The 25,529-nt window shown below is 71.2% G+C and carries 24 protein-coding genes; 4 read left to right on the forward strand and 20 right to left on the reverse strand.

Annotation, left to right across the window (positions count from 1 at the left end; all coding sequences use genetic code 11):
* Positions 1–68: 68 nt before the first annotated feature.
* The 3 genes from KM842_RS05240 to KM842_RS05250 all read right to left on the reverse strand — a co-directional run bounded on the left by KM842_RS05240 (position 69) and on the right by KM842_RS05250 (position 3,883).
* On the reverse strand, positions 69–1,697 hold the full coding sequence (locus KM842_RS05240) for a stealth conserved region 3 domain-containing protein (RefSeq protein ID WP_253206260.1): 1,629 nt from the start codon (positions 1,695–1,697) through the stop codon (positions 69–71).
* A gap of 151 nt (positions 1,698–1,848) precedes the next feature.
* Positions 1,849–2,247 carry a DUF6804 family protein gene (locus KM842_RS05245; RefSeq protein WP_253206261.1) on the reverse strand — a complete coding sequence of 133 codons (399 nt, stop codon included), beginning with the start codon at positions 2,245–2,247 and terminating at the stop codon, positions 1,849–1,851.
* 103 nt (positions 2,248–2,350) lie between these two features.
* Positions 2,351–3,883: an SDR family oxidoreductase gene (locus KM842_RS05250; RefSeq protein WP_216261429.1), complete on the reverse strand. Its 1,533-nt coding sequence runs from the start codon at positions 3,881–3,883 to the stop codon at positions 2,351–2,353.
* Between the two features lie 42 nt (positions 3,884–3,925).
* Between KM842_RS05250 and deoC the strand changes: the two genes are divergently transcribed.
* The 3 genes from deoC (at position 3,926) to KM842_RS05265 (ending at position 6,656) form a co-directional block, all read left to right on the forward strand.
* A complete protein-coding gene (gene deoC / locus KM842_RS05255) occupies positions 3,926–4,672 on the forward strand; it encodes a deoxyribose-phosphate aldolase (protein WP_216261430.1) in 747 nt (248 codons plus the stop codon).
* Between the two features lie 144 nt (positions 4,673–4,816).
* The gene (locus KM842_RS05260; RefSeq protein ID WP_216261431.1) at positions 4,817–5,764 is read left to right on the forward strand and encodes an ROK family protein; all 948 of its coding nucleotides are present in this window, start codon (positions 4,817–4,819) and stop codon (positions 5,762–5,764) included.
* 196 nt (positions 5,765–5,960) lie between these two features.
* Positions 5,961–6,656, forward strand: coding sequence for a type IV toxin-antitoxin system AbiEi family antitoxin (locus KM842_RS05265; protein WP_216261432.1), 696 nt, complete (start codon positions 5,961–5,963; stop codon positions 6,654–6,656).
* A gap of 14 nt (positions 6,657–6,670) precedes the next feature.
* Here KM842_RS05265 and KM842_RS05270 read toward each other — a convergent pair whose 3' ends face one another.
* The 17 genes from KM842_RS05270 to ybaK all read right to left on the reverse strand — a co-directional run bounded on the left by KM842_RS05270 (position 6,671) and on the right by ybaK (position 25,121).
* Positions 6,671–9,025 carry a RelA/SpoT family protein gene (locus KM842_RS05270; protein WP_253206262.1) on the reverse strand — a complete coding sequence of 785 codons (2,355 nt, stop codon included), beginning with the start codon at positions 9,023–9,025 and terminating at the stop codon, positions 6,671–6,673.
* Between the two features lie 45 nt (positions 9,026–9,070).
* A complete protein-coding gene (locus KM842_RS05275; RefSeq protein ID WP_216261433.1) occupies positions 9,071–9,430 on the reverse strand; it encodes a rhodanese-like domain-containing protein in 360 nt (119 codons plus the stop codon).
* Positions 9,430–10,425, reverse strand: coding sequence for a protein translocase subunit SecF (gene secF / locus KM842_RS05280; RefSeq protein ID WP_216261434.1), 996 nt, complete (start codon positions 10,423–10,425; stop codon positions 9,430–9,432). The genes KM842_RS05275 and secF overlap by 1 nt, the downstream gene beginning before the upstream one ends.
* Positions 10,425–12,179, reverse strand: coding sequence for a protein translocase subunit SecD (gene secD, locus KM842_RS05285; protein WP_216261435.1), 1,755 nt, complete (start codon positions 12,177–12,179; stop codon positions 10,425–10,427). The genes secF and secD overlap by 1 nt, the downstream gene beginning before the upstream one ends.
* 93 nt (positions 12,180–12,272) lie before the next feature.
* Complete coding sequence (locus tag KM842_RS05290; RefSeq protein WP_216261436.1) at positions 12,273–12,653, reverse strand: preprotein translocase subunit YajC; 381 nt, start codon at positions 12,651–12,653, stop codon at positions 12,273–12,275.
* Positions 12,654–12,720: 67 nt separating this feature from the next.
* Positions 12,721–13,758, reverse strand: a complete 1,038-nt coding sequence (gene ruvB, locus KM842_RS05295) for a Holliday junction branch migration DNA helicase RuvB (protein ID WP_216261437.1) — start codon at positions 13,756–13,758, stop codon at positions 12,721–12,723.
* Positions 13,755–14,375 carry a Holliday junction branch migration protein RuvA gene (gene ruvA, locus KM842_RS05300; protein WP_216261438.1) on the reverse strand — a complete coding sequence of 207 codons (621 nt, stop codon included), beginning with the start codon at positions 14,373–14,375 and terminating at the stop codon, positions 13,755–13,757. Before ruvA ends, ruvB begins: the two co-directional genes overlap by 4 nt.
* Complete coding sequence (gene ruvC, locus KM842_RS05305; RefSeq protein ID WP_216261439.1) at positions 14,372–15,004, reverse strand: crossover junction endodeoxyribonuclease RuvC; 633 nt, start codon at positions 15,002–15,004, stop codon at positions 14,372–14,374. The genes ruvA and ruvC overlap by 4 nt, the downstream gene beginning before the upstream one ends.
* Before the next feature lie 2 nt (positions 15,005–15,006).
* Positions 15,007–15,774 (reverse strand): YebC/PmpR family DNA-binding transcriptional regulator, encoded by a 768-nt coding sequence (locus KM842_RS05310; protein ID WP_216261440.1) that lies wholly within the window; start codon positions 15,772–15,774, stop codon positions 15,007–15,009.
* Positions 15,775–15,876: 102 nt separating this feature from the next.
* Positions 15,877–16,476: a pyridoxal 5'-phosphate synthase glutaminase subunit PdxT gene (pdxT, locus tag KM842_RS05315; protein ID WP_216261441.1), complete on the reverse strand. Its 600-nt coding sequence runs from the start codon at positions 16,474–16,476 to the stop codon at positions 15,877–15,879.
* Positions 16,466–17,383, reverse strand: a complete 918-nt coding sequence (gene pdxS, locus KM842_RS05320; protein WP_216261442.1) for a pyridoxal 5'-phosphate synthase lyase subunit PdxS — start codon at positions 17,381–17,383, stop codon at positions 16,466–16,468. The genes pdxT and pdxS overlap by 11 nt, the downstream gene beginning before the upstream one ends.
* A gap of 12 nt (positions 17,384–17,395) precedes the next feature.
* Entirely contained in the window at positions 17,396–17,974 is a 579-nt protein-coding gene (locus tag KM842_RS05325) for an HIT family protein (protein ID WP_216261443.1), read from the reverse strand.
* A complete protein-coding gene (gene thrS / locus KM842_RS05330; protein ID WP_216262128.1) occupies positions 17,974–19,962 on the reverse strand; it encodes a threonine--tRNA ligase in 1,989 nt (662 codons plus the stop codon). Before thrS ends, KM842_RS05325 begins: the two co-directional genes overlap by 1 nt.
* Positions 19,963–20,093: 131 nt before the next feature.
* Positions 20,094–20,636, reverse strand: a complete 543-nt coding sequence (locus KM842_RS05335; protein WP_216261444.1) for an adenine phosphoribosyltransferase — start codon at positions 20,634–20,636, stop codon at positions 20,094–20,096.
* Between the two features lie 145 nt (positions 20,637–20,781).
* On the reverse strand, positions 20,782–21,027 hold the full coding sequence (locus KM842_RS05340; RefSeq protein WP_216261445.1) for a hypothetical protein: 246 nt from the start codon (positions 21,025–21,027) through the stop codon (positions 20,782–20,784).
* Positions 21,028–21,944: 917 nt separating this feature from the next.
* Positions 21,945–24,539 carry an ATP-dependent Clp protease ATP-binding subunit gene (locus KM842_RS05345; protein WP_216261446.1) on the reverse strand — a complete coding sequence of 865 codons (2,595 nt, stop codon included), beginning with the start codon at positions 24,537–24,539 and terminating at the stop codon, positions 21,945–21,947.
* A 96-nt stretch (positions 24,540–24,635) separates the two neighbouring features.
* On the reverse strand, positions 24,636–25,121 hold the full coding sequence (gene ybaK, locus KM842_RS05350) for a Cys-tRNA(Pro) deacylase (RefSeq protein WP_216261447.1): 486 nt from the start codon (positions 25,119–25,121) through the stop codon (positions 24,636–24,638).
* Positions 25,122–25,188: 67 nt separating this feature from the next.
* On the opposite strand from ybaK, the gene KM842_RS05355 reads away from it, so the two are divergent.
* A complete protein-coding gene (locus KM842_RS05355) occupies positions 25,189–25,506 on the forward strand; it encodes a DUF6412 domain-containing protein (protein ID WP_216261448.1) in 318 nt (105 codons plus the stop codon).
* Positions 25,507–25,529: the final 23 nt, after the last annotated feature.

Here is a 25,529-nt window from a genome sequence, read left to right on the forward strand (position 1 = left end):
TCAGTCGACTGGCGCGGTGGATCGGCCGGCGAGGACGGTCGGTCAGTGCGGCCGCTTCACCAGCGCGATCAGTCGGCCGCGGACCCCGTCGCTGCCTCGGCCGAGGCGCCGTCGGCCGCGCCGTCGTCGGCCCAACCGCCGTCGCTGCCGACGCCCCGCTCCCACGGTGCCGGGAACGGGAAGTACCGCTCCAGGAAGTCCGTCACGCGCTCGGTGCGCTCCTCGTCACTGACCTCCGGGAAGCTTCCGTCGTTCAGGCAGAAGAAGTCGACGTTCCGCTTCTTGAGCAGTTCGTCGAGCGCACGGAGACCGGCCTGCATCGTCGTGTCGATGTACCCGACCGAGGCGTTCTCCTGGATGATCGCGCGCCCGGTGAGCAGTGCGTAGTAGTGGTACAGCGAGTTCGTCACCGAGATGTTGTCGGCGGCCCGGAACCGTGAGCCGGCCGTGCTGCGGAACTCGTCCGCGAACTCGTGCTCCATCTCGGACATGATGCTCTTGCGCAACGGCGTCGCCGCGTGCTCGAGGTGCCGGGTCGTGACCGCACCGAACCGCTGCTGCAGGAGCCGGCGGTTCACCCGGGCCGAGTTCTCGAACCCGCTCCGAGCGGCGTTGTTCACACCGAGGCCGATCCGGGTGTCCGCGAGGATGAACTTCGTCACCGAGCCCGGGCTGAAGAACACCGACGGGTCCACCAGTCGGCCGAAGAACATGTCGTCGTTCGAGTAGATGAAGTGCTCGCTGAGCCCCGGGATGTGGTGCAGCTGCGACTCGACGGCCTGCGAGTTGTGCGTCGGCAGGACCGACGGGTCGGCGAAGAACTCCTCGCTCCGCACGATCCGGACCTTCGGGTGGTCGGCGAGCCACTCCGGCGCCGGGGAGTCGGTCGCGATGTAGATGCGACGGATCCAGGGCGCGAAGATGTGCACCGAGCGGAGGGCGTACTTGAGCTCGTTGATCTGCCGGAAGCGGGCGGGGGCGTCGTCGCCCTCCCCCAGCACGGCGTTCGCCTGCGCGGCCTGTCGGGCGCGCTGGTACTCGATCGCGTTGCCGTCCACCCACGAGAAGACGATGTCGATCGGGAAGCGGATGTCCGAGACGTGGTCGTCGAACATGTGCTCGACGGTGCTCCAGGACCGGCCGTAGCGGTCGATGTCGACGAGGACGAACTCCTCGATCGGCAGGCTGCGGCGCATCAGGGCGTTCTCGACGGGTGCGAGCACCTCGGTCTCGGTGACCCGCCAGAACTCGAGCTGCACGCTCGTCTCGGCGCCGTAGCGAAGCCGCCCGATCGGCTCGAGGCGCGGCCGGAACAGTCGGAGCACCGGCTCGTCGACGGATCCGAAGCCGTCGTCGAGCACGAGCACGGCGGGCTTCCCCGGCGGCTTCGCGTAGAACGGCTCACCGGCCGTGGCTGCCATGACGGCGCTCTCGGCCCGCTGGCGGTCACGCTCGTCGACGGCGACGACCGGACGCTGGTCGTTGCCGCGGATGAGCAGGTGGTCGACGTCACCGGCGGTGAGGGCGTCGTCGAGGAACAGCAGGTCCTCGATCATCGACTGCTGCGGCGTCAGGTGTCCGTTGACGAGCGTCAGACGACCCTTGCGCACCACGACGTCGGGCCGGTCGAGACCGCCGGAGGACGGTCGAGGGGTCAGCAGAGGACTCTCGGTCACCGGCTCGGTCTCGTCGCTCATCCACGCCTTCCAGCTCGCTCTGCCGTGCGCGGTGCACAGCACGTGCGATCCTACCGTCCGTGTGGCCGGTCGGCCGCGACGGCCCCGTGGGACGCCGGTCGGCACGACCCGACGGACGACAGGCACGACCCGACGGACGGGAGGCGCGTCCTCAGTCCGCCGCGCGCGGCACCTTGACGGCGATGCCGACGACGATGAACAGCGCGGCGGCGACGAGCTGGAGGCCCGCCCACACCTGGCCCGGGATCGGGACGGTGACGACCGGGTTCCAGCACACGGCGACGGCCGCGGTGAGCACCGCCGCCCACCAGACACGGCCCCGGATCGCGAAGACGAGGACGATCAGCGCCAGGACGGTGACGCCCCACCGTGCGAAGACGAACGCCGACGAGTCGATGAACGCGACGCAGGCGAGCAGGACGACCGCGGCGAGGAGCGACGGGGCGAGCGCCGGCCGGGTGAAGTCGGGCAGCGCGCGGCCGTCCTTCCCGGTCGGGGTCGTGGCCGGCCGTCGGACCGGTGAGCCGCCCGCCGCCGGACGTGTGGTCACCCGCTGCTGAGAGGACCCGATCGGCGGGCGCCCCCTGCGTGCCGCCATCAGGCCCGGACCGCGTCGGCGGGAGCCGACGGGCGGTCGGTGCTGGTGTCGTCGCTCATCTGGCCTCCTCGTGCGCCGGCTGCGCCTGGTCATCCTGGTACGTGGCGTTGCGCTGCGTCGAATCGGTGCGGTGCGCCTCCCGTTCGGCCCTGGCGGTGATGCGCTCCACCATGCCGGGGAAGATGACGCCGTGGAACGGCAGGATGCCGTACCAGTAAAGGCGGCCAGCCAGGCCCTGCGGGAAGTAGATCGCGCGTTGGTGGTAGTCGCTGCCGCCGTCGTCGGACGGGGTCACGGTCATCTCGAGCCACGCACGTCCCGGCGACTTGAACTCGGCGCGGAGGCGCAGGTAGCGGCCGCGGACGAGCCGTTCCACACGCCACCAGTCGAGCGCGTCGCCCTGCTCGAGGCGCTTCGGGTCGCGGCGTCCGCGGTTGAGACCGACGCCGCCGGCGATCTTGTCCAGCCAGCCTCGGGCGACCCAGGCCAGCGGGAACGAGTACCAGCCGTTCTCGCCGCCGATGGACTCGACGACGCTCCAGACCGCTTCCGGCGGTGCGGACGAGTGCCGCTTGCGGTCGTCCACGTACACCGTGTGCCCGGCCCACTCGGGGTCGCTCGGCAGCGGGTCGGCGGACCCGCTCGACAGGGTCGCGTTCCGCCAGCTCGTCTCGACCTCCCCGGAGCGCATCTTCGCCAGCGCGAGGCGGACCGCGCGACGGTACGAGGTGAGTCCGCCCTCGGGCGCCGGGATGACGTCGTCGATGTCGTGTTCGCCCTGCACGCACTCGAACTGGAGCGACTCGATGATCGGTGTGGCGAGCTTGCGCGGGATCGGGGTGACGACGTTGAACCAGTGCGCCGCGAGCCGCGGGGTCAGCACCGGGAGGACGGAGATCGGGCGCTGCGGGAGCTTGGCCTCGACCGCGTAGCCGTTGATCATCTGCCCGTAGCGCAGCACGTCCGGCCCGCCGATGTCGAAGGTGCGGTTCACGTCCGCCGGGACCGTGAGCGCCTGCACCAGGTAGTACAGGACGTCGCGCACGGCGATCGGCTGGATGCGGTTCCGGACCCAGCGCGGCGCGGGCATCCACGGCAGCACGTCGGTCAGGTGCCGGATCATCTCGAACGAGGTGCTGCCCGACCCGATGACGACACCGGCCTGCAGCGCGACGGTCGGGACGCCGGAACCGAGCAGGATCTCACCGACCTCCTTCCTGCTGCGGAGGTGCTTGCTGAGGTCGCCGTCGGGGTGCAGGCCGCCGAGGTACACGAACCGCTGCACGCCGGCCTCGGCGGCGACGCGGGCCATCGTCTGCGCGGCGTCACGCTCGGCCTGCTCGAAGTCGCCGTCCGCTCCCATCGCGTGGGCGAGGTAGTAGACCGCCTCGATGCCGTCCACCGCCGCGGCCACGGCGTCGGCGTCCTGCAGGTCGCCCTCGGACACCTCCACGCGGTCGCTCCAGGGGACGTCCTGCAGCTTGCGGGGGTTGCGGACGAGGACCCGGACGTCGTGTCCGGCTTCGAGGAGTCTGGGGACCAGTCGGCCACCGATGTACCCGGTGGCCCCGGTGACGAGGACGCGCATGCACCGCACGGTACGCCCCACGCCTCCTTGTAGGCTTGCCGGGTGGACAACGCAGCGCTCCCCGCCGACCCCGAAGCCATCAGTGCGGACGCCGTCCGTCGACTCATCGACCACGCGATCCTCAAGCCCGAGCTGAGCCGGTCCGACGTCGACGCCCAGCTCGACGAGGCCGCCGCGCACCGTGTCTTCAGCGTGTGTGTCCGACCGGGCGACGTGCTGCACGCCGTCGAGCGCCTGCAGGGCACCGGCGTCGGCGTCGGGACCGTCATCGGCTTCCCGCACGGCACGACGTCGACGGCCGCCAAGGTCGCCGAGTCGCTGCAGGCCCTCGCCGACGGGGCGTTCGAGCTCGACATGGTGCAGGACATCGGCGCCGCGAAGTCCGGCGACTGGGAGCGCGTCGAGCGTGACGTCCGCGCCGTGGTCGACGCAGCCGGTGACACCGTCGTCAAGGTCATCCTCGAGACCGCGTACCTCACCGACGACGAGATCGTCGCCGCCAGCCGTGCCGCGGTCGCCGGCGGTGCTGCCTTCGTGAAGACCTCCACCGGGTTCGCCGGCGGCGGGGCGACCGCCGAGCACATCCGCCTCATGCGCCAGACCGTCGGCGCCGACACCGGCGTGAAGGCCTCCGGCGGGGTCCGCGGGCTCGACACACTCGTCGAGATGGTCGCCGCGGGTGCCGACCGCATCGGCACGAGCGCGTCCGCCCGCATCCTCGACGAGGTCGCGCACCGCGCGCAGACCGGCGCGGCGTCCGACCGCGGCGACGACACCTCGTCGTACTGACGCCCCGCGCCGGTCGGCTCTGCCGACCGGCGCCGTCGTCCCCCTGACCACCTCCCCGACCGACCCCACCGGGCCGGCCGCGCCGGACGCGACGGAGCGTCCGCAACCGCAGCCGGGCCTCCAGACCGCCACACCGGAGTGCGCATGTCCAGCACCACCTCCTCGTCCCTCGCCCTCGCCGTCGACCTCGGGGGGACCAAGGTCGAGGCGGCCCTGGTCACCGACCAGGGCGTCGTCCTGCCGGCCACCCGGCACCGCAGCCCCACCGGCGCCGGCCGCACCTCCGAGGAGTTGCAGGCCGCGGTGGACGAGGTCGTCGTCGCCACCCTCGCCACCCTGCCCGCGGACGCGACGTTGGTGGGCGTCGGCATCGGCTCGGCCGGGCCGGTCGACGAGGAGCACGGTCTCGTCTCCCCGCTCAACATGCCGGTCTGGCGGGGCTACCCGCTGCGCGACCGGATCGCCGCCCACGTGCCGGACGGCGTGCCCGTGACCCTCCGCATGGACGGCCTGGCGATCACGCTCGCCGAGCACTGGGTCGGCGCAGCGCAGGGCTCCAACCACGTCATGGGGATGATCGTGTCGACCGGCGTCGGCGGCGGCCTCATCTTGCACGGCCGCACCGTCAGCGGCCCGACCGGCAACGCCGGGCACATCGGACACGTCGAGTGCGGCGGGTACGACGACCCGTGCGCCTGCGGCGGCACCGGCTGCCTGGAGGCGGTGGCCAGCGGCCCGAAGACCGTCGCGTGGGCGCGCCGCCAGGGATTCGCCGGCAGCACCGGCGAGGAGCTCGCGGCCGCGTACGCCGCCGGGGACGAGATCGCGGTCGCGGCGGTCGCGCGGAGCGGTCGGGCCCTCGGGCAGGCGATCGCGGCGGCGACGAGCCTGGTCGACCTGGAGGTCGTGGCGATCGGCGGCGGCTTCTCCCACGTCTCCCCCGACCTGTTCGAGTACGCGCGGCAGGCCGTCGCGGAGCGGGTCGAGTTCCCCTTCGTGACCAAGGTGCGGATCGTGCCGACGGGGTTGTCGCAGGACGGGCCGCTCATCGGTGCCGCGGCGCTCGTCCACCGGGCGGACGTCCTGCGCTGACGCCCGAGCCGGGCTCGCGCTCGTGCGGATGCTCGCACGTCCGCTGGCCCGGGAGCTCGCGCGACTGCTCGTGGGGGTGCTCGTGCGCACGCGTGCCGCGGTCCGGTGCCGGCGAGGTGCGTCGGCGACGAGCACCGGCTGAGCGGCTTCTCCACACACCCGTCGTCGGTGGGCTCGCGTGCGGCATCATCTCCATGTGCCCTCCGACCGCCTCGTCACGACGGACGGCTGGCCGGAGGCCGAGCTCCGCGCCGCCGTGCTCGCCGGAGACCTCGTCGCGGTCGGGGCCTGCTGGGCCTCCGTCGCCGAGCCGCAGGACCCGGCCCTCCGCGCGGCATCGTACGGGTGGTCGGTCAGCGACCCCCGGCTCGTCGCGGCCGGACTGAGCGCCGCCTGGATCTGGGGTGCGTGCTCGCGTCCTCCGCTCCCCCACGACTGCTGCGTCCCCGCCGTCGAACGTTTCCGCCGTCGCGGTGCCTGGACGGCCGTCCGGGAGATCGCGCTGCGTGCCGACGAGGTCGTCGGACCCGCCGGGGTGCGCGTGCTCACGCCGGAGGCCACCGCGCTCGACCTGCTCCGCACGCGACGCCGGTTCGGCGACGCGGACGCGGAGGCCGTCCGGGGCCTGGTCGCCGTCGCCGGGGTCGACGCCGGCCGCCTGGAGGCACTGCTCGCGCGGTCCGAGCGCCTCCCGATGGGACGGCAGGCGCAGCGGCGGTTCCGCGCGAGCGGGCTCGGTGGGCGTGCGTCGGGAGCGAACGGGCACGCTGCGGGCGCGCGCGGGCCCGGTGGCAGCGGCTCGGTCGTGAACGGACCCGGTGGCAGCAGCCCGGTCGTGACCGGACCCGGCCTGGGCGGGGCGTTCGCGAGAGACCCGGTCGGACCGACCTGACACCCGCGTCGAGGTCAGCCCGCGCTGACCCGGTACACGTCGTAGACGGCGTCGATCCGGCGGACGGCGTTGAGCACGCGGTCGAGGTGGGTCGTGTCGCCCATCTCGAACACGAACCGTGACAGCGCCAGACGGTCGGACGACGTGGACACCGTGGCGGACAGGATGTTCACGTGGTGGTCGGTCAGCACGCGGGTCACGTCGCTCAGCAGCCCGGACCGGTCGAGTGCCTCGATCTGGATCTGCACGAGGAACACCGACTTTGACGACGGGGCCCACTCGACCTCGATCATCCGGTCGGGCTCGTTCATGAGCGACTTGACGTTCGTGCACGACGCCTGGTGCACCGAGACGCCCTGACCGCGCGTGATGAACCCCACGATCTGGTCACCGGGGACCGGTGTGCAGCACTTCGCGAGCTTGACCAGGATGTCCGGTGCACCGCGCACGAGCACGCCGCTGTCGCTGTTCCGGAGCTGCCGACTCGTGACGTGCCGCGGGAACGAGAGCTCCGGCTCGTCGGTCTCGGTCTCCGTCTGGATGCTGCCGAGTGCCTTCTCGATGACCGACTGACTGGACACGTGGCCCTCGCCGACGGCCGCGTAGAGCGCCGACACGTCGTCGTACCGCATCGCCGACGCGACCTCGGAGATGGTGTCCTGGCTCATGATGCGCTGCAGCGGGAGGTTCTGCTTCCGCATCGCCCGCGCGATCGCGTCGCGGCCCTGCTCGATCGCTTCTTCGCGGCGTTCCTTGGTGAACCACTGCTTGATCTTGTTCCGCGCACGGGGGCTGCGGACGAAGGTCAGCCAGTCCTGGCTCGGCCCGGAGTCGGGGTTCTTCGACGTGAAGATCTCCACGACGTCACCGCTCGACAGCTGGCTCTCGAGGGGCACCAGCCGACCGTTGACCTTCGCCCCCATGGTGCGGTGGCCGATCTCGGTGTGCACCGCGTAGGCGAAGTCGACCGGGGTCGCGCCGGCGGGCAGCCCGATGACCTTGCCCTGCGGGGTGAAGACGTACGTCTCCTTGGCACCGATCTCGTACCGCAGCGAGTCGAGGAACTCGGCCGGGTCGCTCGTCTCCGCCTGCCAGTCGGTGATGTGCGCCAGCCACGCCATGTCCTGGTCGGACTGCGTGGAGGTCTCGGCGTCACGACCGGTGACGCGCTGCTTGTACTTCCAGTGCGCGGCGACACCGAACTCGGCACGCTGGTGCATCTCGTGCGTGCGGATCTGGATCTCGACCGCACGGCCCTGGGGACCGAGGACCGAGGTGTGCAGCGACTGGTACAGGTTGAACTTCGGCGTCGCGATGTAGTCCTTGAAGCGACCGGGCAGCGGCGTCCACCGGGCGTGCACGGCGCCGAGCATGGCGTAGCAGTCGCGGACGGTCGGCACGAGGACACGGATGCCGACCAGGTCGTAGATCTCGTCGAACTCACGCCCGCGGACGATCATCTTCTGGTAGATCGAGTAGTACTGCTTCGGACGCCCCATCACGTCGCCGCGGATCTTCGCCGCCTTGAGGTCCTTCTTCAGCGTGCCGGTCACGTTCTGCACGAACTGCTCGCGCTTCGGCTGCCGTTCCTTGACCAGACTGTCGATCTCGACGTAGAGCTTCGGGTGCAACACCGCGAACGAGAGGTCCTCGAGCTCCAGCTTGATCATCTGGATGCCGAGCCGGTGCGCGAGCGGCGCGTAGATCTCGAGCGTCTCCTTCGCCTTGCGCGTGGCAGAGGCGGACTCGACGAAGCCCCACGTGCGGGCGTTGTGCAGGCGGTCGGCAAGCTTGATCACCAGGACGCGGATGTCCTTCGACATCGCGATGACCATCTTGCGGACGGTCTCGGCCTGGGCGCTGTCGCCGTACTTGACCTTGTCGAGCTTCGTGACGCCGTCGACGAGCATCGCGATCTCGTCACCGAAGTCCTCGCGCAGCTGGTCGAGCTGGTAGTCGGTGTCCTCGACCGTGTCGTGCAGCAGCGCAGCGGCGATGGTGATCGTCCCGATGCCCAGGTCGGCGAGGATCTGCGCGACCGCGACCGGGTGCGTGATGTACGGCTCGCCGGACTTGCGCTTCTGCCCGTCGTGCGCGCGCTCGGCGACCGAGTAGGCGCGCTCGATGAGCGTCGTGTCCGCCTTCGGGTGGTGCGAGCGCACCGTGCGGATCAGGGTGTCGACGGCGCCGGCGGGCTGAGCGCGGGAGAACAGCCGCGGCAGCAACGACCGGAGGGACCCCAGGTTGCCGGTGGTGGTGGAGCCCAGCGGCGGACTCGACGGCCGCGGTGACGACCCGGGCAGCGATCCCTCTCCGGGACGGGAGGCAGCGCCGGCGTCCGGCTGCGAGGACTCACGCGTGTCGGTCATGCTGCGCCTCCCGGGACTCGATCCGACAACACTACGCGCGTCGCGTCAGTGCTCGTGACCACGTTCGCCGTCAGCGGCGGAGGCGGCTCCCCCGCGGACGACGGGCTCGCCGCCCTGCTCCCAGGCGACCATGCCGCCCGCGAGGCTGACGGCGGGGACGCCCGCACGCTCGAGCGCCGCGACGACCTGCGCGGAGCGGTAGCCGCTGTGGCAGACGACGACGGCGGGGTGCTCGTCGTCGGACGGCACCTCCGACCAACGTTCCTGCAGCTCCGACATCGGCAGGAGCGTGGCCTGCGGGGCGTGGACGTCGTCCCACTCCGCCTGCTCGCGCACGTCGATGAGCGGTGCACCGTCGGCGACGCGACGGAGGACCTCGGCGAGGTCGACCTCGACGGCGCCCATCAGACGTCCGCCCCGGCCTCGACCGGACGCTTCGCCGCGGACTGCGTCTTCTTGGCGTCGGACGCCACGATCTTGGGCTCCTTCTCGCGGAGGTGCGCGTACATCGGCGATGCCAGGAAGATCGTCGAGTAGGTGCCGACGATGATGCCGATGAACAGCGCGAGCGAGATGTCGCGCAGCGTGCCGGCGCCGAGCACGTACGACCCGATGAAGAGGATCGCGGCGACCGGGAGCAGCGCCACGATGGACGTGTTGATCGAGCGCACGAGGGTCTGGTTCACCGCGAGGTTCACCGACTGCTTGAACGTGCGGATCGACTCGATGCTCGTGTTCTCGCGCACCTTGTCGAACACCACGACGGTGTCGTACAGCGAGTAGCCGAGGATCGTCAGGAACCCGATGACCGCTGCCGGCGTGACCTCGAGGCCGACGATGCCGTACACACCCGCGGTGATGAGGAGGTCGTGGATGAGGGCGGTCATGGCGGCGAGCGACATCTTCCACGTCCGGAAGTACAGCGCCATGAAGACGGCCGCCAGGGCCAGGAAGATCACGAGACCGCGGATGGCCTGCGCGAGCACGTCGGCACCCCAGGTCGCTCCGATGAACGTCGCGGCGACCTTCTCGTCCGGCACCTGGTAGGCGTCGGCGAGTTCCGAGGCGATCTCGTCGGTCTGGGCGTTCGTCAGCTGCCCGGTCTGCACGCGGATGCCGTGCTGGCCGAGCTGCGAGACGCGCGGGATGACGTCGGGGACGACGCGCTCGACCGTCTCGGTCGCGAGGTTCTGGTCCGTCGACTTCGCGTCGGAGATCGTGAACTCCGAACCACCGGTGAACTCGATGCCGAGCTGGTACCCGCCGCGGAGCCACGGGATCGCCAGCGAGAGCACGATGCACACGATCGCGATGATGTACCAGGTCTTCCGACGCCCGACGATGTCGTACGACCGCTTGCCCGTGTAGAGGTCACTGCCGAACTGGCTGAAGCTCGCCATCAGCTGTCCTTCCCGTTGCCGGTGCCGTTGCCCGTGCCGTTGTCGGAGCCGGCGGCCTTGCGCTCGGCGATGGTCTGGCGACGCGCGGCCTCACGAGCGCTGCGCTGGCGCTTGCCGTCCACGATCGGCGCACGGAACTGCGCGCGACCGCGGTACACCGCGCCGAGGGCGGCCGGGTCGAGCCCGCTGAACTTGTGGCCCTCGCCGAAGAACCGGGTGCGGGCGATGAGCTGCATCATCGGGTGGGTGAAGAGCGCCACCACGATGACGTCGATCAGGGTGGTCAGGAGCAGCGTGAACGCGAAGCCCTTGACGTCGCTGACCGCGAGGACGTAGAGCGTGACCGCCGCGAGGAAGTTCACCGAGTCCGACGCGAGGATCGTGCGGAGGGCTCGCTTCCATCCGGTCTCGACCGCGCTCTCGAGGGCACGACCGTCGCGGAGCTCGTCTCGGATGCGTTCGAAGTACACGATGAACGAGTCCGCCGTGATGCCGATCGCCACGATCAGACCCGCCACACCCGCGAGGGACAGGCGGTAGTCGACGCGCCAGGACATGATCGCGATGACCAGGTACGTCAGCGCCGCGGCCACCCCGAGGGACAGGACCGTGACGAAGGCCAGCGAGCGGTACTGGATGACCGAGTAGATGACGACCAGGATCAGACCGATCAGACCGGCGACGAGACCGCCGACGAGCTGCGCGGTGCCGAGCGTCGACGAGATGACCTCGTTCGACTGCACCTGGAAGTTGATCGGCAGGGCGCCGTACTTGAGCTGGTCGGCGAGCGTCTTGGACGAGTCCGCGGTGAAGGCACCGGTGATCTGCGCCTTGCCGTTGGTGATGGCCGAGTTCGTCGTCGGGGCGGTGATGACCGTGCCGTCGAGGACGATCGCGAACTGGTTCTGCGGCTGGGCCAGCTTGACCAGGCGGTTCGTGACGGTCGCGAAGTCCTTCGTGCCGGCGCCGTTGAAGGTCAGGTTGACGGCCCACTCGCCGGTGGTCGTGCCCTGGGACGTGGCGGCGAGGCCCGACGTGGCGTTGCTGATGTCCGCACCGGACACCTCGACGGGGCCGAGGATGTACTTGGCCGTGCCGTCGGAGTCACACGTGACGAGCGGCTCGTTGTCCGGTGCCGACGTGACGTCGTCCGGGGCCGAGCACTTGTAGTTCGTGTAGAGGTCCTGCAGCTTGGGCGTCGCCCAGGCGAGGTCGCTGCCGTTCGTCGGCTTCGCGCTCGGGGTCGCCTGCAGCGAGGCGGGCGGCGAGTACGGCGTCGGCGACGCGGACGGCGAACCGGAGTCGCCGACGGCGCTGTCCGAGGCGGCCTCGGTGTAGAGCACCGGGCGGAAGGTCAGCTTCGCGGCTGCCTCGATGCGCTGGATCGTCTGCTGGTCGGGCTTGCCGGGGATCGAGACGACGATGTTGTTGGCGCCCTGGGTGTTGATCTCGGACTCCGAGACACCGGTGGCGTCGATGCGCTGGCGGATGATGTTCACCGCCTGCTGCAGCTGCTGCGAGGTGACGGCGGAGCCCTCGGTGCTCTGCGCCGCGAGCGTGATCTGCGTCCCGCCCTGCAGGTCGAGTGCCAGCTCCGGCACCCAACTCGCCCCGTCGTACCACTTGTCGGAGGCGTCCTTCGACGTGCTCGCGAGGATCGACGCGGCGGTGTTCAGCCCCGCGAGGATCGCCATGATGATCACCAACCAGGTGAGCGAGCGAAGCGCCTTCTTGACGGGTGTCGATCGTGCCACCGGTCGTCTCGTCTTTCTGTCGTGAGCCCCGCGCGTCGTAACGCACGGGGCCCATGGTGTCGCGCCTCCGGGCGGTCCCGGCGGCGTCGTCGGTCAGTCTTCGGTCTTGCGCTTCGTCGTGTCGACGTCCTCGACCCGCTCGCCGTAGATCGGCTCGCCGTTGAGCTCCGTGACGTGCTCCGTCTCGGGCTCGGTCGTGGTGTCGACGGCGTCCGGGGTCTCCTCCGGGACGACGCGGGACAGGGTCTGGCGGTGCACCGTGATCACGGTGCCGGGTGCGACCTCGACGTCTGCGGTGACCTTCTCGTCGTCGACCGACACGAGCGTGCCGTAGAGGCCGAAGGAGAGCATGACGCGGGCACCGGGCACCATCTGGCTGGCGGTCTCCGACTGCTGCTTCTTGCGCTTGCGGCTGCTGTAGAACATGAAGGCCGCGAACGCCACGATGATGATGATGAGGAAGTACTGGTCCATGGGGACCCTCCGGTCGGTCGAGCGGTTTCGGGCGCGAGCAGTCTAGAGCACGCAGATGTGCGGTACTTCACGCTCCGTCGGCGTCGAACAACCCCGGCTGCGCGGCGGCCTGTCCGGGCGTGAGCCCGAAGTGGTGCCAGGCACGCGGCGTCGCGATCCGGCCCCGCGGGGTCCGCGTCACCAGCCCGATGCGGACGAGGAACGGTTCCACGACCGACTCGATCGTCTCGGACTCCTCGCCGACCGACACCGCGAGGGTGTTCAGCCCCACCGGGCCGCCGTCGAAACGGGTCAGCATCGTCTCGAGCACGGCGCGGTCGAGTCGGTCGAGGCCGTACTCGTCGACCTCGTAGAGCTCGAGCGCGCCCTGCACCGCGGCCATGCCGTCCGTCGTGCCGTGGACCAGGGCGTAGTCCCGCACCCGGCGGAGCAGACGGTTCGCGATGCGGGGCGTGCCACGGGACCGGCCCGCGATCTCCCGCAGCGCGTACCGGTCGAAGTCGAGCTCGAGCAGGTGCGCGGCGCGGATGAGGACCTGCTCGAGTTCGTCCCGCTCGTAGAACTCGAGGTGGGCGGTGAACCCGAAGCGGTCGCGGAGCGGGTTCGGCAGGAGCCCGGCGCGCGTGGTGGCACCGACGAGGGTGAACGGCGCGAGGTCGAGCGGGATGCTCGTCGCGCCGGCGCCCTTGCCGACCATGACGTCGATCCGGAAGTCCTCCATCGCCAGGTAGAGCATCTCCTCGGCCGAGCGCGCCATGCGGTGGATCTCGTCGATGAAGAGGACCTCGCCGGGCATGAGCGACGAGAGCACGGCGGCCAGGTCGCCCGCGTGCTGGATCGCCGGCCCGCTCGACATGCGCAGGGGCCGGTTCGACTCGTGCGCGACGATCATCGCGAGCGTGGTCTTGCCGAGCCCGGGCGGACCGGCCATCAGGATGTGGTCGGGTGTGCGGTCCTGCATGGCCGCGGCCTTGAGGAGCAGGTCGAGCTGCCCGCGGACCTTGCGCTGTCCGACGAACTCGTCGAGCGACTTCGGTCGGAGCGCGCCCTCGAAGGCGAGCTCCTCGGGCGACTGGGCGTCGGCGGCGGTGATCCCGCCGCTCATCGGCCGGCCCCGGCGGGTCGGAGCGTGCCGAGGGCGGCGCGGAGGAGCGCCTGCGTGCCCATCTGCTCGACACCCGGCTCGTTCGCGACGGCGTCGTCGACGGCCGACCGGGCGGCGTCCTCGCGCCAGCCGAGGCCGACGAGTGCGATGACGACGTCTTCGGACGCCGGGTGCGCGACGCCGGACGGTGCCGCGCCGCCGGCAGCGGGCGCCTCGAACGCGGCGAGCTTGCCGGCGAGGGCGACGATGATGAGCTTCGCGGTCTTCGGGCCGATGCCGGAGACCTTGCGGAAGGCGGCGTCGTCGTCGTTCGCCACGGCATTCGCGACCTGCGCCGCCGACATCTGCCCGAGGACGCCGAGCGCGGACTTCGGCCCGACGCCGGAGACGCTCCGCAGCAGGTCGAAGACGCGCAACGCGTCCGTGGACTCGAAGCCGAACAGCTCGAACGCGTCGTCACGGACGATCAGCGCCGTGCGGACGAACACCTCGGACCCGTGCCGCATCGTCAGGGCGTGGGCCGGGGTCACGGTGACGGCGTAGCCGACTCCCCCGACCTCCACCACGGCGGTCGACCCGGCGACGTCGATGCAGGTGCCCCGGAGACTCGCGATCATGCCCCGAGCCTAGGGCGGACCGCGGACGTCCTCGCTCCGCCGCTCCGCGCGAGCGGGGAGGACGCGGTCCGGCCCGCCGCTCCGGCCTGCGCGTCACGCCAGGCACGCTGTGCCGGGGTGAGGGTCTGCGGGCCGGTGCTGACGGCGTCGGGCGAGCCGAGCCTCCAGGCGTGGCAGACGGCCAGGGCGAGCGCGTCCGCGGCGTCGGCCGGCTTCGGGGCCTCGGCCAGGCCGAGGACCCGCGCCACCATCGCCTGGACCTGCCGCTTGTCCGCGTTGCCGTACCCGGTGATGGCGGCCTTGACCTCGGACGGGGTGTGCAGTCCGACCGGCAGCCCGCGCGCCGCGGCGGCGTGCAGCGCCAGCCCGGACGCCTGGGCGGTGCCCATCACGGTGCGGACGTTCGCCTGCGCGAACACCCGCTCGACCGCGACGGCGTCGGGACGGTGCGCGTCGATCTGCTCGGCGATGCCCTCGGCGATCGCCAGCAGGCGCAGCTCGAGCGCCATGTCGGCCGGGGTGCGGACGACCGTCACGTGCACGAGGCGGGCGCGGCGGTCGGGCGTGACCTCGACCACGCCGACGCCGCACCGGGTGAGCCCGGGGTCCACCCCGAGCACGCGGAGCACGTCTACTCCTCGTCGTCCTCGTCGAGCTCGGCCTGCACGTCCGCCGGCACGTCGAAGTTGGCGTAGACGTTCTGCACGTCGTCGCTGTCCTCGAGCGCGTCGATGAGCTTGAACACCTTGCGGGCGGTGTCGGCGTCGACCTCCACCTTGAGGTTCGGCACGAACTCGGCGTCGGCCGAGTCGTAGTCGATCCCGGCGTCCTGCAGCGCGGTGCGTGCGCCGACGAGGTCGGAGGCCTCGGTGATGACCTCGAAGCCGCCGCCCTGGTCGATGACGTCCTCGACGCCGGCGTCGAGCACGGCCGTCATGACGTCGTCCTCGCTGAGGCCGTCGGTCTTCGTGACCGAGATGACGCCCTTGCGGTTGAAGTTGTAGGCGACGCTGCCCGGGTCGGCCATGGTGCCGCCGTTGCGGGACATCGCCGTCCGGACCTCGGCCGCCGCACGGTTCTTGTTGTCCGTGAGGCACTCGATGAGCAGCGCGACGCCGTTCGGGCCGTAGCCCTCGTACATGATCGTCGTGTACTCGATCGACTCACCGGTCAGGCCGGCACCGCGCTTGACGGCGCGGTCGATGTTGTCGTTCGGCACCGAGGTCTTCTTGGCCTTCTGGACCGCGTCGACGAGCGTCGGGTTGCCCGACATGTCGGCGCCGCCCATCTTCGCCGCGACCTCGATGTTCTTGATGAGCTTGGCGAACGACTTCGCACGGCGCTGGTCGATGACCGCCTTCTTGTGCTTGGTCGTTGCCCACTTGGAATGCCCGGACACGGTTCTCCTTGCGTCGTGCGGAAGATCTCCAGCAGCTTACCGGCCCGGGAGGCGCGGTGCGGCCCCGGCGCGCTGCACCGGCGCGTGGGGCCCACGGGAGCGTCAGGCGGACCGGACGACGTCGAGGAAGCGCCGGTGGAACCGGTCCTCTCCGGCGACCTCCGGGTGGAAGGCGCTCGCGATCACGTTGCCCTGCTGCACCGCGACGACCTGTCCGTCCGGCAGGGCACCGAGGACGTGCACGTCGTCGCCGTGCTGCTCGACGACCGGTGCCCGGATGAAGACCGCGTGCACGGGGTCCCCACCGAGGTCGGGCATCGGGATGTCGATCTCGAACGAGTCGTTCTGGTTGCCGAACGCGTTGCGGCGGACCGTCGTGTCGAGCACGTCGAGCGTGTGCTGCCCGGCGATGCCGTCGGTGATCCGCGCGCTGAGCATGATCATGCCGGCGCAGGTGCCGTACGTCGGCAGCCCAGCACGGATGGCGGCGGTCAGCGGGTCCGCGACCCCGAACGCCCGGGACAGCTTGTCCATCACGCTCGACTCGCCCCCGGGGATCACGACACCGTCGAGGGTGTCGATCTCCTCCGGGCGACGGAGCGGCACCACGTCGGCGCCGAGTTCCGTCAGCGAGGCGATGTGCTCGCGGAAGTCACCCTGCAGCGCGAGGACGCCGATCCGCGGTGCGGCCCTACCAGCCACGCTCGGCGAGGCGGTGCGGCGCCGGGACGTCGGCGACGTTGATGCCGACCATCGCTTCGCCCAGGCCACGCGAGACCTCGGCGATGACCTTGGGGTCGTCGTGGAAGGTGACGGCCTTGACGATGGCGGCGGCGCGCTTCGCCGGGTCACCCGACTTGAAGATGCCGGAGCCGACGAAGACGCCGTCGGCGCCGAGCTGCATCATCATCGCGGCATCGGCCGGGGTGGCGACACCACCGGCGGTGAAGAGCACCACCGGGAGCTTGCCGGTCTGCGCGACCTCCTTGACGACGTCGTACGGGGCCTGCAGTTCCTTGGCGGCGACGTAGAGCTCGTCTTCCTTGAGGTTGCGCAACGCGGCGATCTCCTTCGAGATCGTGCGGATGTGGCGCGTCGCCTCGGACACGTCACCCGTGCCGGCCTCGCCCTTGGAGCGGATCATGGCCGCGCCCTCGGTGATGCGACGGAGGGCTTCGCCGAGGTTCGTCGCACCGCAGACGAAGGGCGTCGTGAAGCCCCACTTGTCGATGTGGTTGACGTAGTCGGCCGGCGAGAGGACCTCGGACTCGTCGATGTAGTCGACGCCGAGCTCCTGCAGCACCTGCGCCTCGACGAAGTGGCCGATGCGGGCCTTCGCCATGACCGGGATCGACACCGCGGCGATGATCTCCTCGATCATCGACGGGTCCGACATGCGGGCGACGCCGCCCTGTGCACGGATGTCGGCGGGCACACGCTCGAGTGCCATGACGGCGGTCGCGCCGGCTTCCTCGGCGATGCGGGCCTGGTCGGCGTCGATCACGTCCATGATGACGCCGCCCTTGAGCATCTCCGCGAGACCGCGCTTGACGCGCGAGGACCCGGTGGTCGAGGTGGCGGTGACGGTGCTGGGGGTGCTGTCGCTCATGATCCCCCCAGTCTAGTGCTCCGGCCACCCCTCGGCGACGAGACGACGGGTCTCACCGAGCATCTGTGAGAGCGACTTCGTCCGGGCGATGATGGGGAAGAAGTTCGCGTCCGACTGCCACCGCGGCACGATGTGCTGGTGCAGGTGCGCGGCCACGCCGGCACCGGCGACCTCGCCCTGGTTCATCCCGATGTTGAAGCCGTCGCAGTGCGAGACCTGCCGGAGGACCCGCATCGCGGTCTGGGTCAGCTCGCCGATCTCGCGCAGCTCGTCCGGTGTCGCCTCGTCGTAGAGCGGGACGTGGCGGTACGGGCAGACGAGCAGGTGGCCGTTGTTGTACGGGTACAGGTTGAGCAGGACGTACGCGTGCTCGCCCCGCGCGACGATGAGGGCTTCACGATCGGACTTGCGCGGTGCCTCGCAGAACGGGCAGTCGTCCCGGTGTCCGCGACCCTCCCCCGCACGACCGGCGTCGATGTACGCCATGCGGTGCGGGTTCCACAGCCGCTGGAAGGCGTCCGGGACCGCCGCCTGGGTGGCGGCGTCCCGGATCTCCAGCGGGTCGCCCTCGTCGTCGAGCGGACCGGACATCAGACCTGCACGCGGTCGCGGATCGCGGTGAGGATGCGCTCGACCGCCTCGTCGACGGGCACGCCGTTGTCCTGGCGGCCGTCCCGGAAGCGGAAGCTCACGGCACCGGCGTCCCGGTCGTCGCCACCCGCGATGAGCTGGAACGGCACCTTCGCCTTGGTGTGCGTGCGGATCTTCTTCTGCATGCGGTCGTCCGAGTGGTCCACCTCGGCACGGACGCCGTGCGCGCGGAGCTTCGCGACGACCTCGTCGAGGTAGTCGCCGTACTCCTCGGCGACGGGGATCGCGACGACCTGCACCGGGGACAGCCAGACCGGGAACGCGCCGGCGTAGTGCTCGGTGAGGACGCCGAAGAACCGCTCGATGGAGCCGAACAGCGCGCGGTGGATCATCACGGGGCGCTGGCGGGTGCCGTCGGCGGCGGCGTACTCGATGCCGAAGCGCTCGGGCAGGTTGAAGTCGAGCTGCACGGTGGACATCTGCCAGGTACGACCGATCGCGTCGCGCGCCTGCACGGAGATCTTCGGGCCGTAGAACGCGGCACCTGCGGGGTCGGCGACGAGCTCGAGCCCGGACTCCTCGGCGACCTCGCGCAGGGTGTTCGTCGCGACCTCCCAGACCTCGTCGTCGCCGACGTACTTCTCCGGGTCCTTCGTGGAGAGCTCCAGGTAGAAGTCGTCGAGACCGTAGTCGCGGAGCAGCGAGAGCACGAACTGGAGGGTCGTGGTGAGCTCCTCCTTCATCTTCTCCTGCGTGGTGAAGATGTGCGCGTCGTCCTGCGTCAGGCCGCGGACCCGGGTGAGGCCGTGGATGACGCCGGACTTCTCGTTGCGGTAGACCGTGCCGAACTCGAACATGCGCAGCGGCAGGTCGCGGTACGAGCGGGCCTGCGACCGGTACGCCAGGATGTGCATCGGGCAGTTCATCGGCTTGAGGTAGTAGTCCGCACCCTGTCGGGTGACGTTGCCGTCCTCGTCGCGCGCCTCGTCCATGTGCATGGGCGGGAACATGCCGTCCTTGTACCAGCCGAGGTGACCGGACTGCTCGAACAGGTCGCCCTTCGTGATGTGCGGCGTGTAGACGAAGGAGTAGCCCTCCTGCTCGTGCCGACGACGCGAGTAGTCCTCCATCTCACGACGGATGATGCCGCCCTTGGGGTGGAAGATCGCCAGGCCCGAGCCGATCTCGTCGGGGAACGAGAACAGGTCGAGCTCGGCGCCGAGCTTGCGGTGGTCGCGCTTCGCGGCCTCCTCGAGGCGCACGAGGTACGCCTTGAGCTGGTCCTTGTCCGGCCACGCGGTGCCGTAGACCCTCTGCAGCTGCGGGTTTTTCTCGGAGCCGCGCCAGTAGGCGGCGGCGACGCGCATGAGCTTCGCGGCGTTGCCGATCCAGCGGGTGTGCGGCACGTGCGGCCCGCGGCAGAGGTCCTGCCAGACGACCTCGCCCGACTTCGGGTCGACGTTCTCGTAGACGGTGAGCTCGCCCGCGCCGACCTCGACGCTCTCGCCGGAGTCACCCTCGGACGCGGCACCCTTCAGGCCGATGAGCTCCTGCTTGTAGGGCTCCCCCGCCATCAGCTCGCGGGCCTCGTCGTCGGTGACGACCTTGCGGCGGAAGCGCTGGGCCTGCTTGACGATGCGGTCCATGCCCTTCTCGATCGCCTTGAGGTCCTCCGGGGTGAAGGGCTCGGCGACGTCGAAGTCGTAGTAGAAGCCGTCGGTCACGGGCGGCCCGATGCCGAGCTTGGCGTCCGGGTTGATCTGCTGCACCGCCTGCGCGAGCACGTGCGCGGCCGAGTGCCGGAGGATGTCGAGGCCGTCCTGCTCGTCGAGGGTGACGGGCTCGGCGGTCTCGCCGGCCTGGACGTCGGCGGCGAGGTCCTTGAGGACGCCGGCCACCCGGATCGCCACGACACCGCGGACGCCGTCGAAGAGCTCGGTGCCCGTCGTGGTGGTCGTCGCGGTGCGGGGCTCGGGTGCCTGGGGCACGTCGGCGGGCTCGGCGGACTCGGCGGCGACTGACTCGGTCACGATGGTGGGGCTCCCTCGGTACGGTGGTGCGTCAATGGTAGTGGCGTCCGTGGCCCCCGCCGGGACCGTGCGCGGCGCCCGTGGACAGCTCAGGCGGGGACAGCGCCGAGGGTCGCGACCGGCAGGCGCGGTTCGAGCCGCTCGCGGCCGGACAGCCCGTCCAGTTCGAGGAGCGCGGCGAACCCGATGGCCTCGTACCCGGCGCGCTCGAGCAGCGTCACGGTGGCGGCGGCGGTGCCACCGGTCGCGAGGACGTCGTCGACGACGAGCACACGCGTGCCCGGTTCGAGCTGCCCCGGGCGGAGCTCGAGCTCGGCCTCGCCGTACTCCAGCGCGTACTGCTCGCTGAGGACCTCGCCGGGGAGCTTGCCCGCCTTGCGCACGGTGAGCACTCCGACCTGGTGCTGCGCGGCGATCCCCCCGGCCAGGGCGAACCCGCGCGCCTCGATGCCGGCGACGGCTGCGAAGCCCCCGCCCACGGCGAAGGGGGCCGCGAGGGCCTCGCACACGCGGCCGAACGCGATCGGGTCGGCGAACACCGGGGTCACGTCGCGGAACAGCACGCCCGGCTTCGGGAAGTCGGGGACGATCTGGGTGAGGCGCTCGACGAGGGCAGCGGCGGTGTCGGTCATGCCGTCAACGGTACGGGCCGCCGGCGCACGTCGACGACGGGGCAGCGCGGGCACGGGACCCGGCAGCGGCCGACGCCACCGGCACCGGGAGCGGGTGGCGCCTGGGTCCGGGGACCGCGGGCGCGGTGACGGACTGCCGCGGGTGTCACCGCCACGGCGGCGCGCCGGAGAGCAGGAGCAGCCACTCGGCGTCACGGGCGCGTCGTTCCTGGTCGGCGCGGTGTCGACGGAGCTCCGCGGCCGGGTCGGTCTCGTGCGGCTGCCGACGGGTGCGGCGGCTCCACACGATGAGGGCGAGTCCGATCCGGAGCGCCACGCGGTCGGGGAACGACACACGGTCGGGTCGCCCGGTTGGTGGGCGGACGGGTCGGAGGAGGGTCTTCGATGCCATGGTTCTTCCTGTCGGGAATGCGTTCGAGAATGTGTTCGAGAACGGTGGAGGAGGGGTCGACGAATCGACCGGAGAGCGCCGACCGCATTGTTCGTCAGGCGCGACGGAACACCTCGCGGAATGCGCACGACGGCGGTGCGACGCATTCTTCGAGGGGCTGCGGAACGACTGGACGGCGGCCGCGGTGCCAGGAGCGACCGACGGTGCACGGCCGCACCGCTGCCGGGGCCACCACTCGTGGTCGGCCCGGTCGATGCGGCCCGGTCGGCTGCGCCCGGCACGACCCGATCCCGCCTGCCGCAGCAGGAGGCGCGAGCCCACCGGAGCGGGCTGGCCGGCGCGGCGTGGCCGTGCCCGAGCGCTGCCGGCACGGTCTGGCCGAGCCGGTTGGATGCGCCTGTCCGCGGCGGGACGCCCCGGTCAGACCGGCCGAGACCGCCTCGTCACGTGCACGCTGCGGGATCGGCCGGTCCTGCCTGGACATCCGGGACGGCAGCGTCCGACCGCCCTTGTCGGAGCGTGTCGGACGACCGGGTCACGGACGCCGGGGCGCCGGTGTCGGCCGGTCGCAGCAGCGATCGTGCACGAGCCGGAGTGCCGAGCACCCCGGGGACGGAGTCCGTCCGGTCAGCAGGACCCGGAACGGAGGCCGGTGGTTCCACGGACTGCTCGGAACGGCGTCTGCATGGTGGTCATCAACGGCCTCCTTTCGGCACGGTTCGTTCGTGCGGGATGGTGATTCTGTCGGTGCGAGCGATTCGGTCATCCGTTCGCGTCGAGAGAACACTATCCACGTCGAGAAGAAATGCGCAACCCGTTCCGCAGATTCTTCCCCCGCTTTCTCTCCGGACGACATTCCGGACACAGGAGGAGCCCCCGGCACCGAAGTACCGGGGGCTCCGCACTCGACCCGCTCGTCAGACCGCGACCGGGGCCTCGACCATCGCCGTGAGCGCACCGTCCGCGACGTCGATGCGGACCGTCACGCCCTCGTGTGCGACACCCTCGACGACGAGTTCGGCGATCCGGTCGTCGACCTCGCGCTGGATGAGCCGACGGAGCGGACGCGCGCCGTACTCGGGCTCGTACCCGTGCTCGGCGAGCCAGTCCGTCCCCGCCTCGGACACCGTCAGGACCATGCCCTGCGCGGCCAGCCGGAACGCCGTGTCCTGCAGGAGCAGCGACACGATCGAGCGCAGCTGCGTCCGTTCGAGCTTGCGGAACAGGACGATCTCGTCGATGCGGTTGATGAACTCGGGACGCATCGCCTCGCGGAGCTTGCCCATCACCCGGTTGCGCAGGTCCTCCTCCGCGTAGCCACCGTCGGCGGCGACCGAGAACCCGAGCGCGCCGGAGCGCGACGCGAGGAACTCGGAACCGATGTTCGACGTCATGATCACGACCGTGTTCCGGAAGTCGACCGTGCGGCCCTGCCCGTCCGTGAGCCGGCCGTCGTCGAGCACCTGCAGGAGCAGGTTGAACACGTCCGGGTGCGCCTTCTCGACCTCGTCGAGCAGGATCACCGAGTACGGGTTGCGGCGGACGCGCTCGGTCAGCTGCCCGGCCTCGTCGTAGCCCACGTACCCCGGAGGGGCACCGACCAGGCGGGAGACCGTGTGGCGTTCACCGAACTCGCTCATGTCGAACCGGAGCATCGCCGACTCGTCCCCGAACAGCGACGACGCCAACGCCTTCGCGAGCTCGGTCTTGCCGACGCCCGTCGGTCCGAGGAACAGGAAGCTGCCGACCGGCCGACGCGGGTCGCCCATGCCGGTCCGGCTGCGGCGCACGGCCTTGGCGATCGCCCGCACGGCGTCGTCCTGCCCGACCACGCGGTCGTGGAGCTCGGACTCGAGGGCGGCCAGACGGGTCCGGTCCGCCGAGCCGAGTCGGGTCACCGGGATGCCGGTGGCGCGGGACACCACGGCGGCGATGTCCGCCTCGGTGATGACGTCGTCCCCGTGCTCGGTGCCGGTGGCGTGCTCGACGGAGCCGCTCGTGGCGGCGGTGATCCGGGCCTCCAGGACGGCGACCTCGTCGCGTAGGTGCGACGCGTCCTCGTACTGCTCCTCGGTGACCGCGCGGTCCTTGCGGGCAGCCAGGTCCGCGACCTGCAGGCGCAGCGCCTCGACGTCCACCTCGCCCGACCGGGCGAGGCGACGACGGGCACCGGCCTGGTCGACGAGGTCGATGGCCTTGTCCGGCAGGTGCCGGTCGGTCACGTACCGGTGGGAGAGCTCCACCGCGGCGCGCAGGGCGTCGTCGGTGTAGGTCACACCGTGGTGCTCGGCGTAGCGGGGCGCCAGGCCGGTGAGGATCGCGACGGCGTCCTCGACGCTCGGCTCCCCGACCGTGACCGGCTGGAACCGACGCTCGAGCGCGGCGTCCTTCTCGATGCGGCGGTACTCGTTCAGCGTCGTGGCGCCGACGAGGTGCAGCTCGCCGCGGGCCAGGCGCGGCTTGAGGATGTTGCCGGCGTCCATCGAGCCGCCCTCGCCGCCGCCGCCACCGGCGCCGACGACGGTGTGCAGCTCGTCGACGAACACGATGAGTTCGTCGGCGTGTGCGGCGATCTCGTCCATGGCGTTCGTGAGCCGCTCCTCGAAGTCGCCGCGGTACCGGGTGCCGGCGAGCATGCCGGGCAGGTCGAGTGCGACCACCCGCTTGCCCTGGAGCAGGGCGGGGACGTCGCCGTCGACGATGCGCTGCGCGAGCCCCTCGACGATCGCGGTCTTGCCGACACCGGGCTCGCCGATGAGGACGGGGTTGTTCTTGGTGCGACGGAGCAGGATCTCGACGGTCTGCTCGATCTCGTCCGCGCGACCGATCACCGGGTCGACGTGCCCGTCACGGGCGCGTGCGGTGAGGTCGGTGCCGAACTGGTCGAGCGTCGGGGTGTCCGACTGCTGCTCCTGCTGCGCTTCGGCGGTACCCGGCACGGCGCACCCCTCTCGTGCAGCCGCTGCCGCGTCGTGTGCGAAGGACTGCATCACCTGCGGGGTGACGCCGGCGCTCGCGAGCAGCTGGCCCGCGACCGTGTCCTGGTCCGTGACGAGCGCGAAGAAGACGTGCTCGGGGTCGGTGTAGGTGCTGCCGAAGCCGCGCGCGGCCTGGGTGGCCTCGAGCAGGATGCGCTGGGCCGACGGGGTCAGTGCCGGCCGGCCGTCGACCTGCTCACCGGAGGGCATCGGCAGGCGCTCCTCGACCTCGGCGGCGAAGTGCTCCGGGTCGGCGCCGGCGGACCGGAGCACGGCGGCGAAGGGCTCGGTGCCGACGAGCACGTGCAGGACGTGCAGGGCGTCGATCTCGCGCTGCCCCTGCTCGACGGCGTACGCAGCCGTCTGCTGCAGGAGCTCGTGGGTGCGACGGCTGAGCAGTCGCGTGATGTCCACCGGTCGACCGAACGGCACGGACCGCTGGGACCGGCCGGGGTCCTGGGAAGCCGCGAGCAGTCGTGCGAGGAACTCGTCGAACGAGTCGCTGCCGCCGGTCGGGCCGAACGTCTGTGGCAAAGGGACCTCCTGGGGAACTTGAGTGCCTTCGACTCAATGCAACGCAGGGGGTGTGCGGTCATTCCCGCCGGGGAAGAAAAGTTGCGGCGGGTCGACTCAGGTCCGGGCGATGGCCGCCGTGCTCGCGCCGGTCACCCGCACGAGGTCCGCCGGCGCGAGCTCGATGTCGAACCCACGACGACCGCCGGAGACGAAGATCGTCGGGTGGTCGGACGCCGACGCGTCGAGCACGGTCCGCAACTGCGTCCGTTGACCGACCGGGCTGATCCCGCCGACGACGTACCCGGTCCGACGCTCGGCCAGGGCCGGGTCCGCGAGGGACGCCTTCTTGCCGCCCACCGCAGCCGCGATCGCCTTGAGGTCGAGACGGTCCGCGACCGGGACGACCGCGACGGCCAGGTCGCCGTCCACCGACACGACGAGGGTCTTGAACACCTGGTCCTCCCGCAGGCCGAGCGCCGCCGCGGCCTCCTCGCCGAAGGACGTCACGCTGTCGTGGTGCTCGTACACGTGCGGGGTGAAGGGCACGCCGGCCCGCTCCAGCGCGACCGTCGCCGGGGTGCTCGGGGAAGCTGCGCTCATGCGCCGATCCTGCCCCGCCGCACCCCTCGATCCGCGGAGGCTCGCGGGGGCTACGCTGAGCCACACCATGACCGTCATCGAGGTGCTGCTCCGCGTCGTCGCCGCGCTGCACGCCCTCGACCCCGGCGCGATCGGCGGCCTGCCCGGCCTCACGATCGCCGCACTCGGGATCGGCGTGCTCGGCGTCACGGTCGCCGGTTCCGCGGCGCTCGCCGCGGCCCTCGTCGTCCTCCGGCTGGTCGCTCTGCTGACCGGCGCCGCCCGGGTGCCTCGCGCCGGGACGACCACGGCGTCGCCCGACCTGGTCACCCGGATCGCGTGGAGCGACCCGGACGCGCCCGGTCACGCCCGACCGCGGGCTCCGGGGGTCGTCCCGGCGGTCTGACACCGGACGGTGTCGGCCCGCGG

Source organism: Curtobacterium sp. L6-1 (assembly GCF_018885305.1).
GTDB classification, from domain to species: Bacteria; Actinomycetota; Actinomycetes; order Actinomycetales; family Microbacteriaceae; genus Curtobacterium; species Curtobacterium aetherium.

Bases quoted from the DNA above. Each gene is read 5' to 3' on its own strand.
- KM842_RS05240 (WP_253206260.1), bottom strand. From the start codon at position 1,697: ATGAGCGACGAGACCGAGCCGGTGACCGAGAGTCCTCTGCTGACCCCT.
- KM842_RS05250 (WP_216261429.1), bottom strand. From the start codon at position 3,883: ATGCGCGTCCTCGTCACCGGGGCCACCGGGTACATCGGTGGCCGACTG.
- KM842_RS05260 (WP_216261431.1), top strand. From the start codon at position 4,817: ATGTCCAGCACCACCTCCTCGTCCCTCGCCCTCGCCGTCGACCTCGGG.
- KM842_RS05270 (WP_253206262.1), bottom strand. From the start codon at position 9,025: ATGACCGACACGCGTGAGTCCTCGCAGCCGGACGCCGGCGCTGCCTCC.
- KM842_RS05275 (WP_216261433.1), bottom strand. From the start codon at position 9,430: ATGGGCGCCGTCGAGGTCGACCTCGCCGAGGTCCTCCGTCGCGTCGCC.
- secF (WP_216261434.1), bottom strand. From the start codon at position 10,425: ATGGCGAGCTTCAGCCAGTTCGGCAGTGACCTCTACACGGGCAAGCGG.
- KM842_RS05290 (WP_216261436.1), bottom strand. From the start codon at position 12,653: ATGGACCAGTACTTCCTCATCATCATCATCGTGGCGTTCGCGGCCTTC.
- ruvB (WP_216261437.1), bottom strand. From the start codon at position 13,758: ATGAGCGGCGGGATCACCGCCGCCGACGCCCAGTCGCCCGAGGAGCTC.
- ruvA (WP_216261438.1), bottom strand. From the start codon at position 14,375: ATGATCGCGAGTCTCCGGGGCACCTGCATCGACGTCGCCGGGTCGACC.
- pdxS (WP_216261442.1), bottom strand. From the start codon at position 17,383: ATGAGCGACAGCACCCCCAGCACCGTCACCGCCACCTCGACCACCGGG.
- KM842_RS05325 (WP_216261443.1), bottom strand. From the start codon at position 17,974: ATGTCCGGTCCGCTCGACGACGAGGGCGACCCGCTGGAGATCCGGGAC.
- KM842_RS05335 (WP_216261444.1), bottom strand. From the start codon at position 20,636: ATGACCGACACCGCCGCTGCCCTCGTCGAGCGCCTCACCCAGATCGTC.
- KM842_RS05340 (WP_216261445.1), bottom strand. From the start codon at position 21,027: ATGGCATCGAAGACCCTCCTCCGACCCGTCCGCCCACCAACCGGGCGA.
- ybaK (WP_216261447.1), bottom strand. From the start codon at position 25,121: ATGAGCGCAGCTTCCCCGAGCACCCCGGCGACGGTCGCGCTGGAGCGG.
- KM842_RS05355 (WP_216261448.1), top strand. From the start codon at position 25,189: ATGACCGTCATCGAGGTGCTGCTCCGCGTCGTCGCCGCGCTGCACGCC.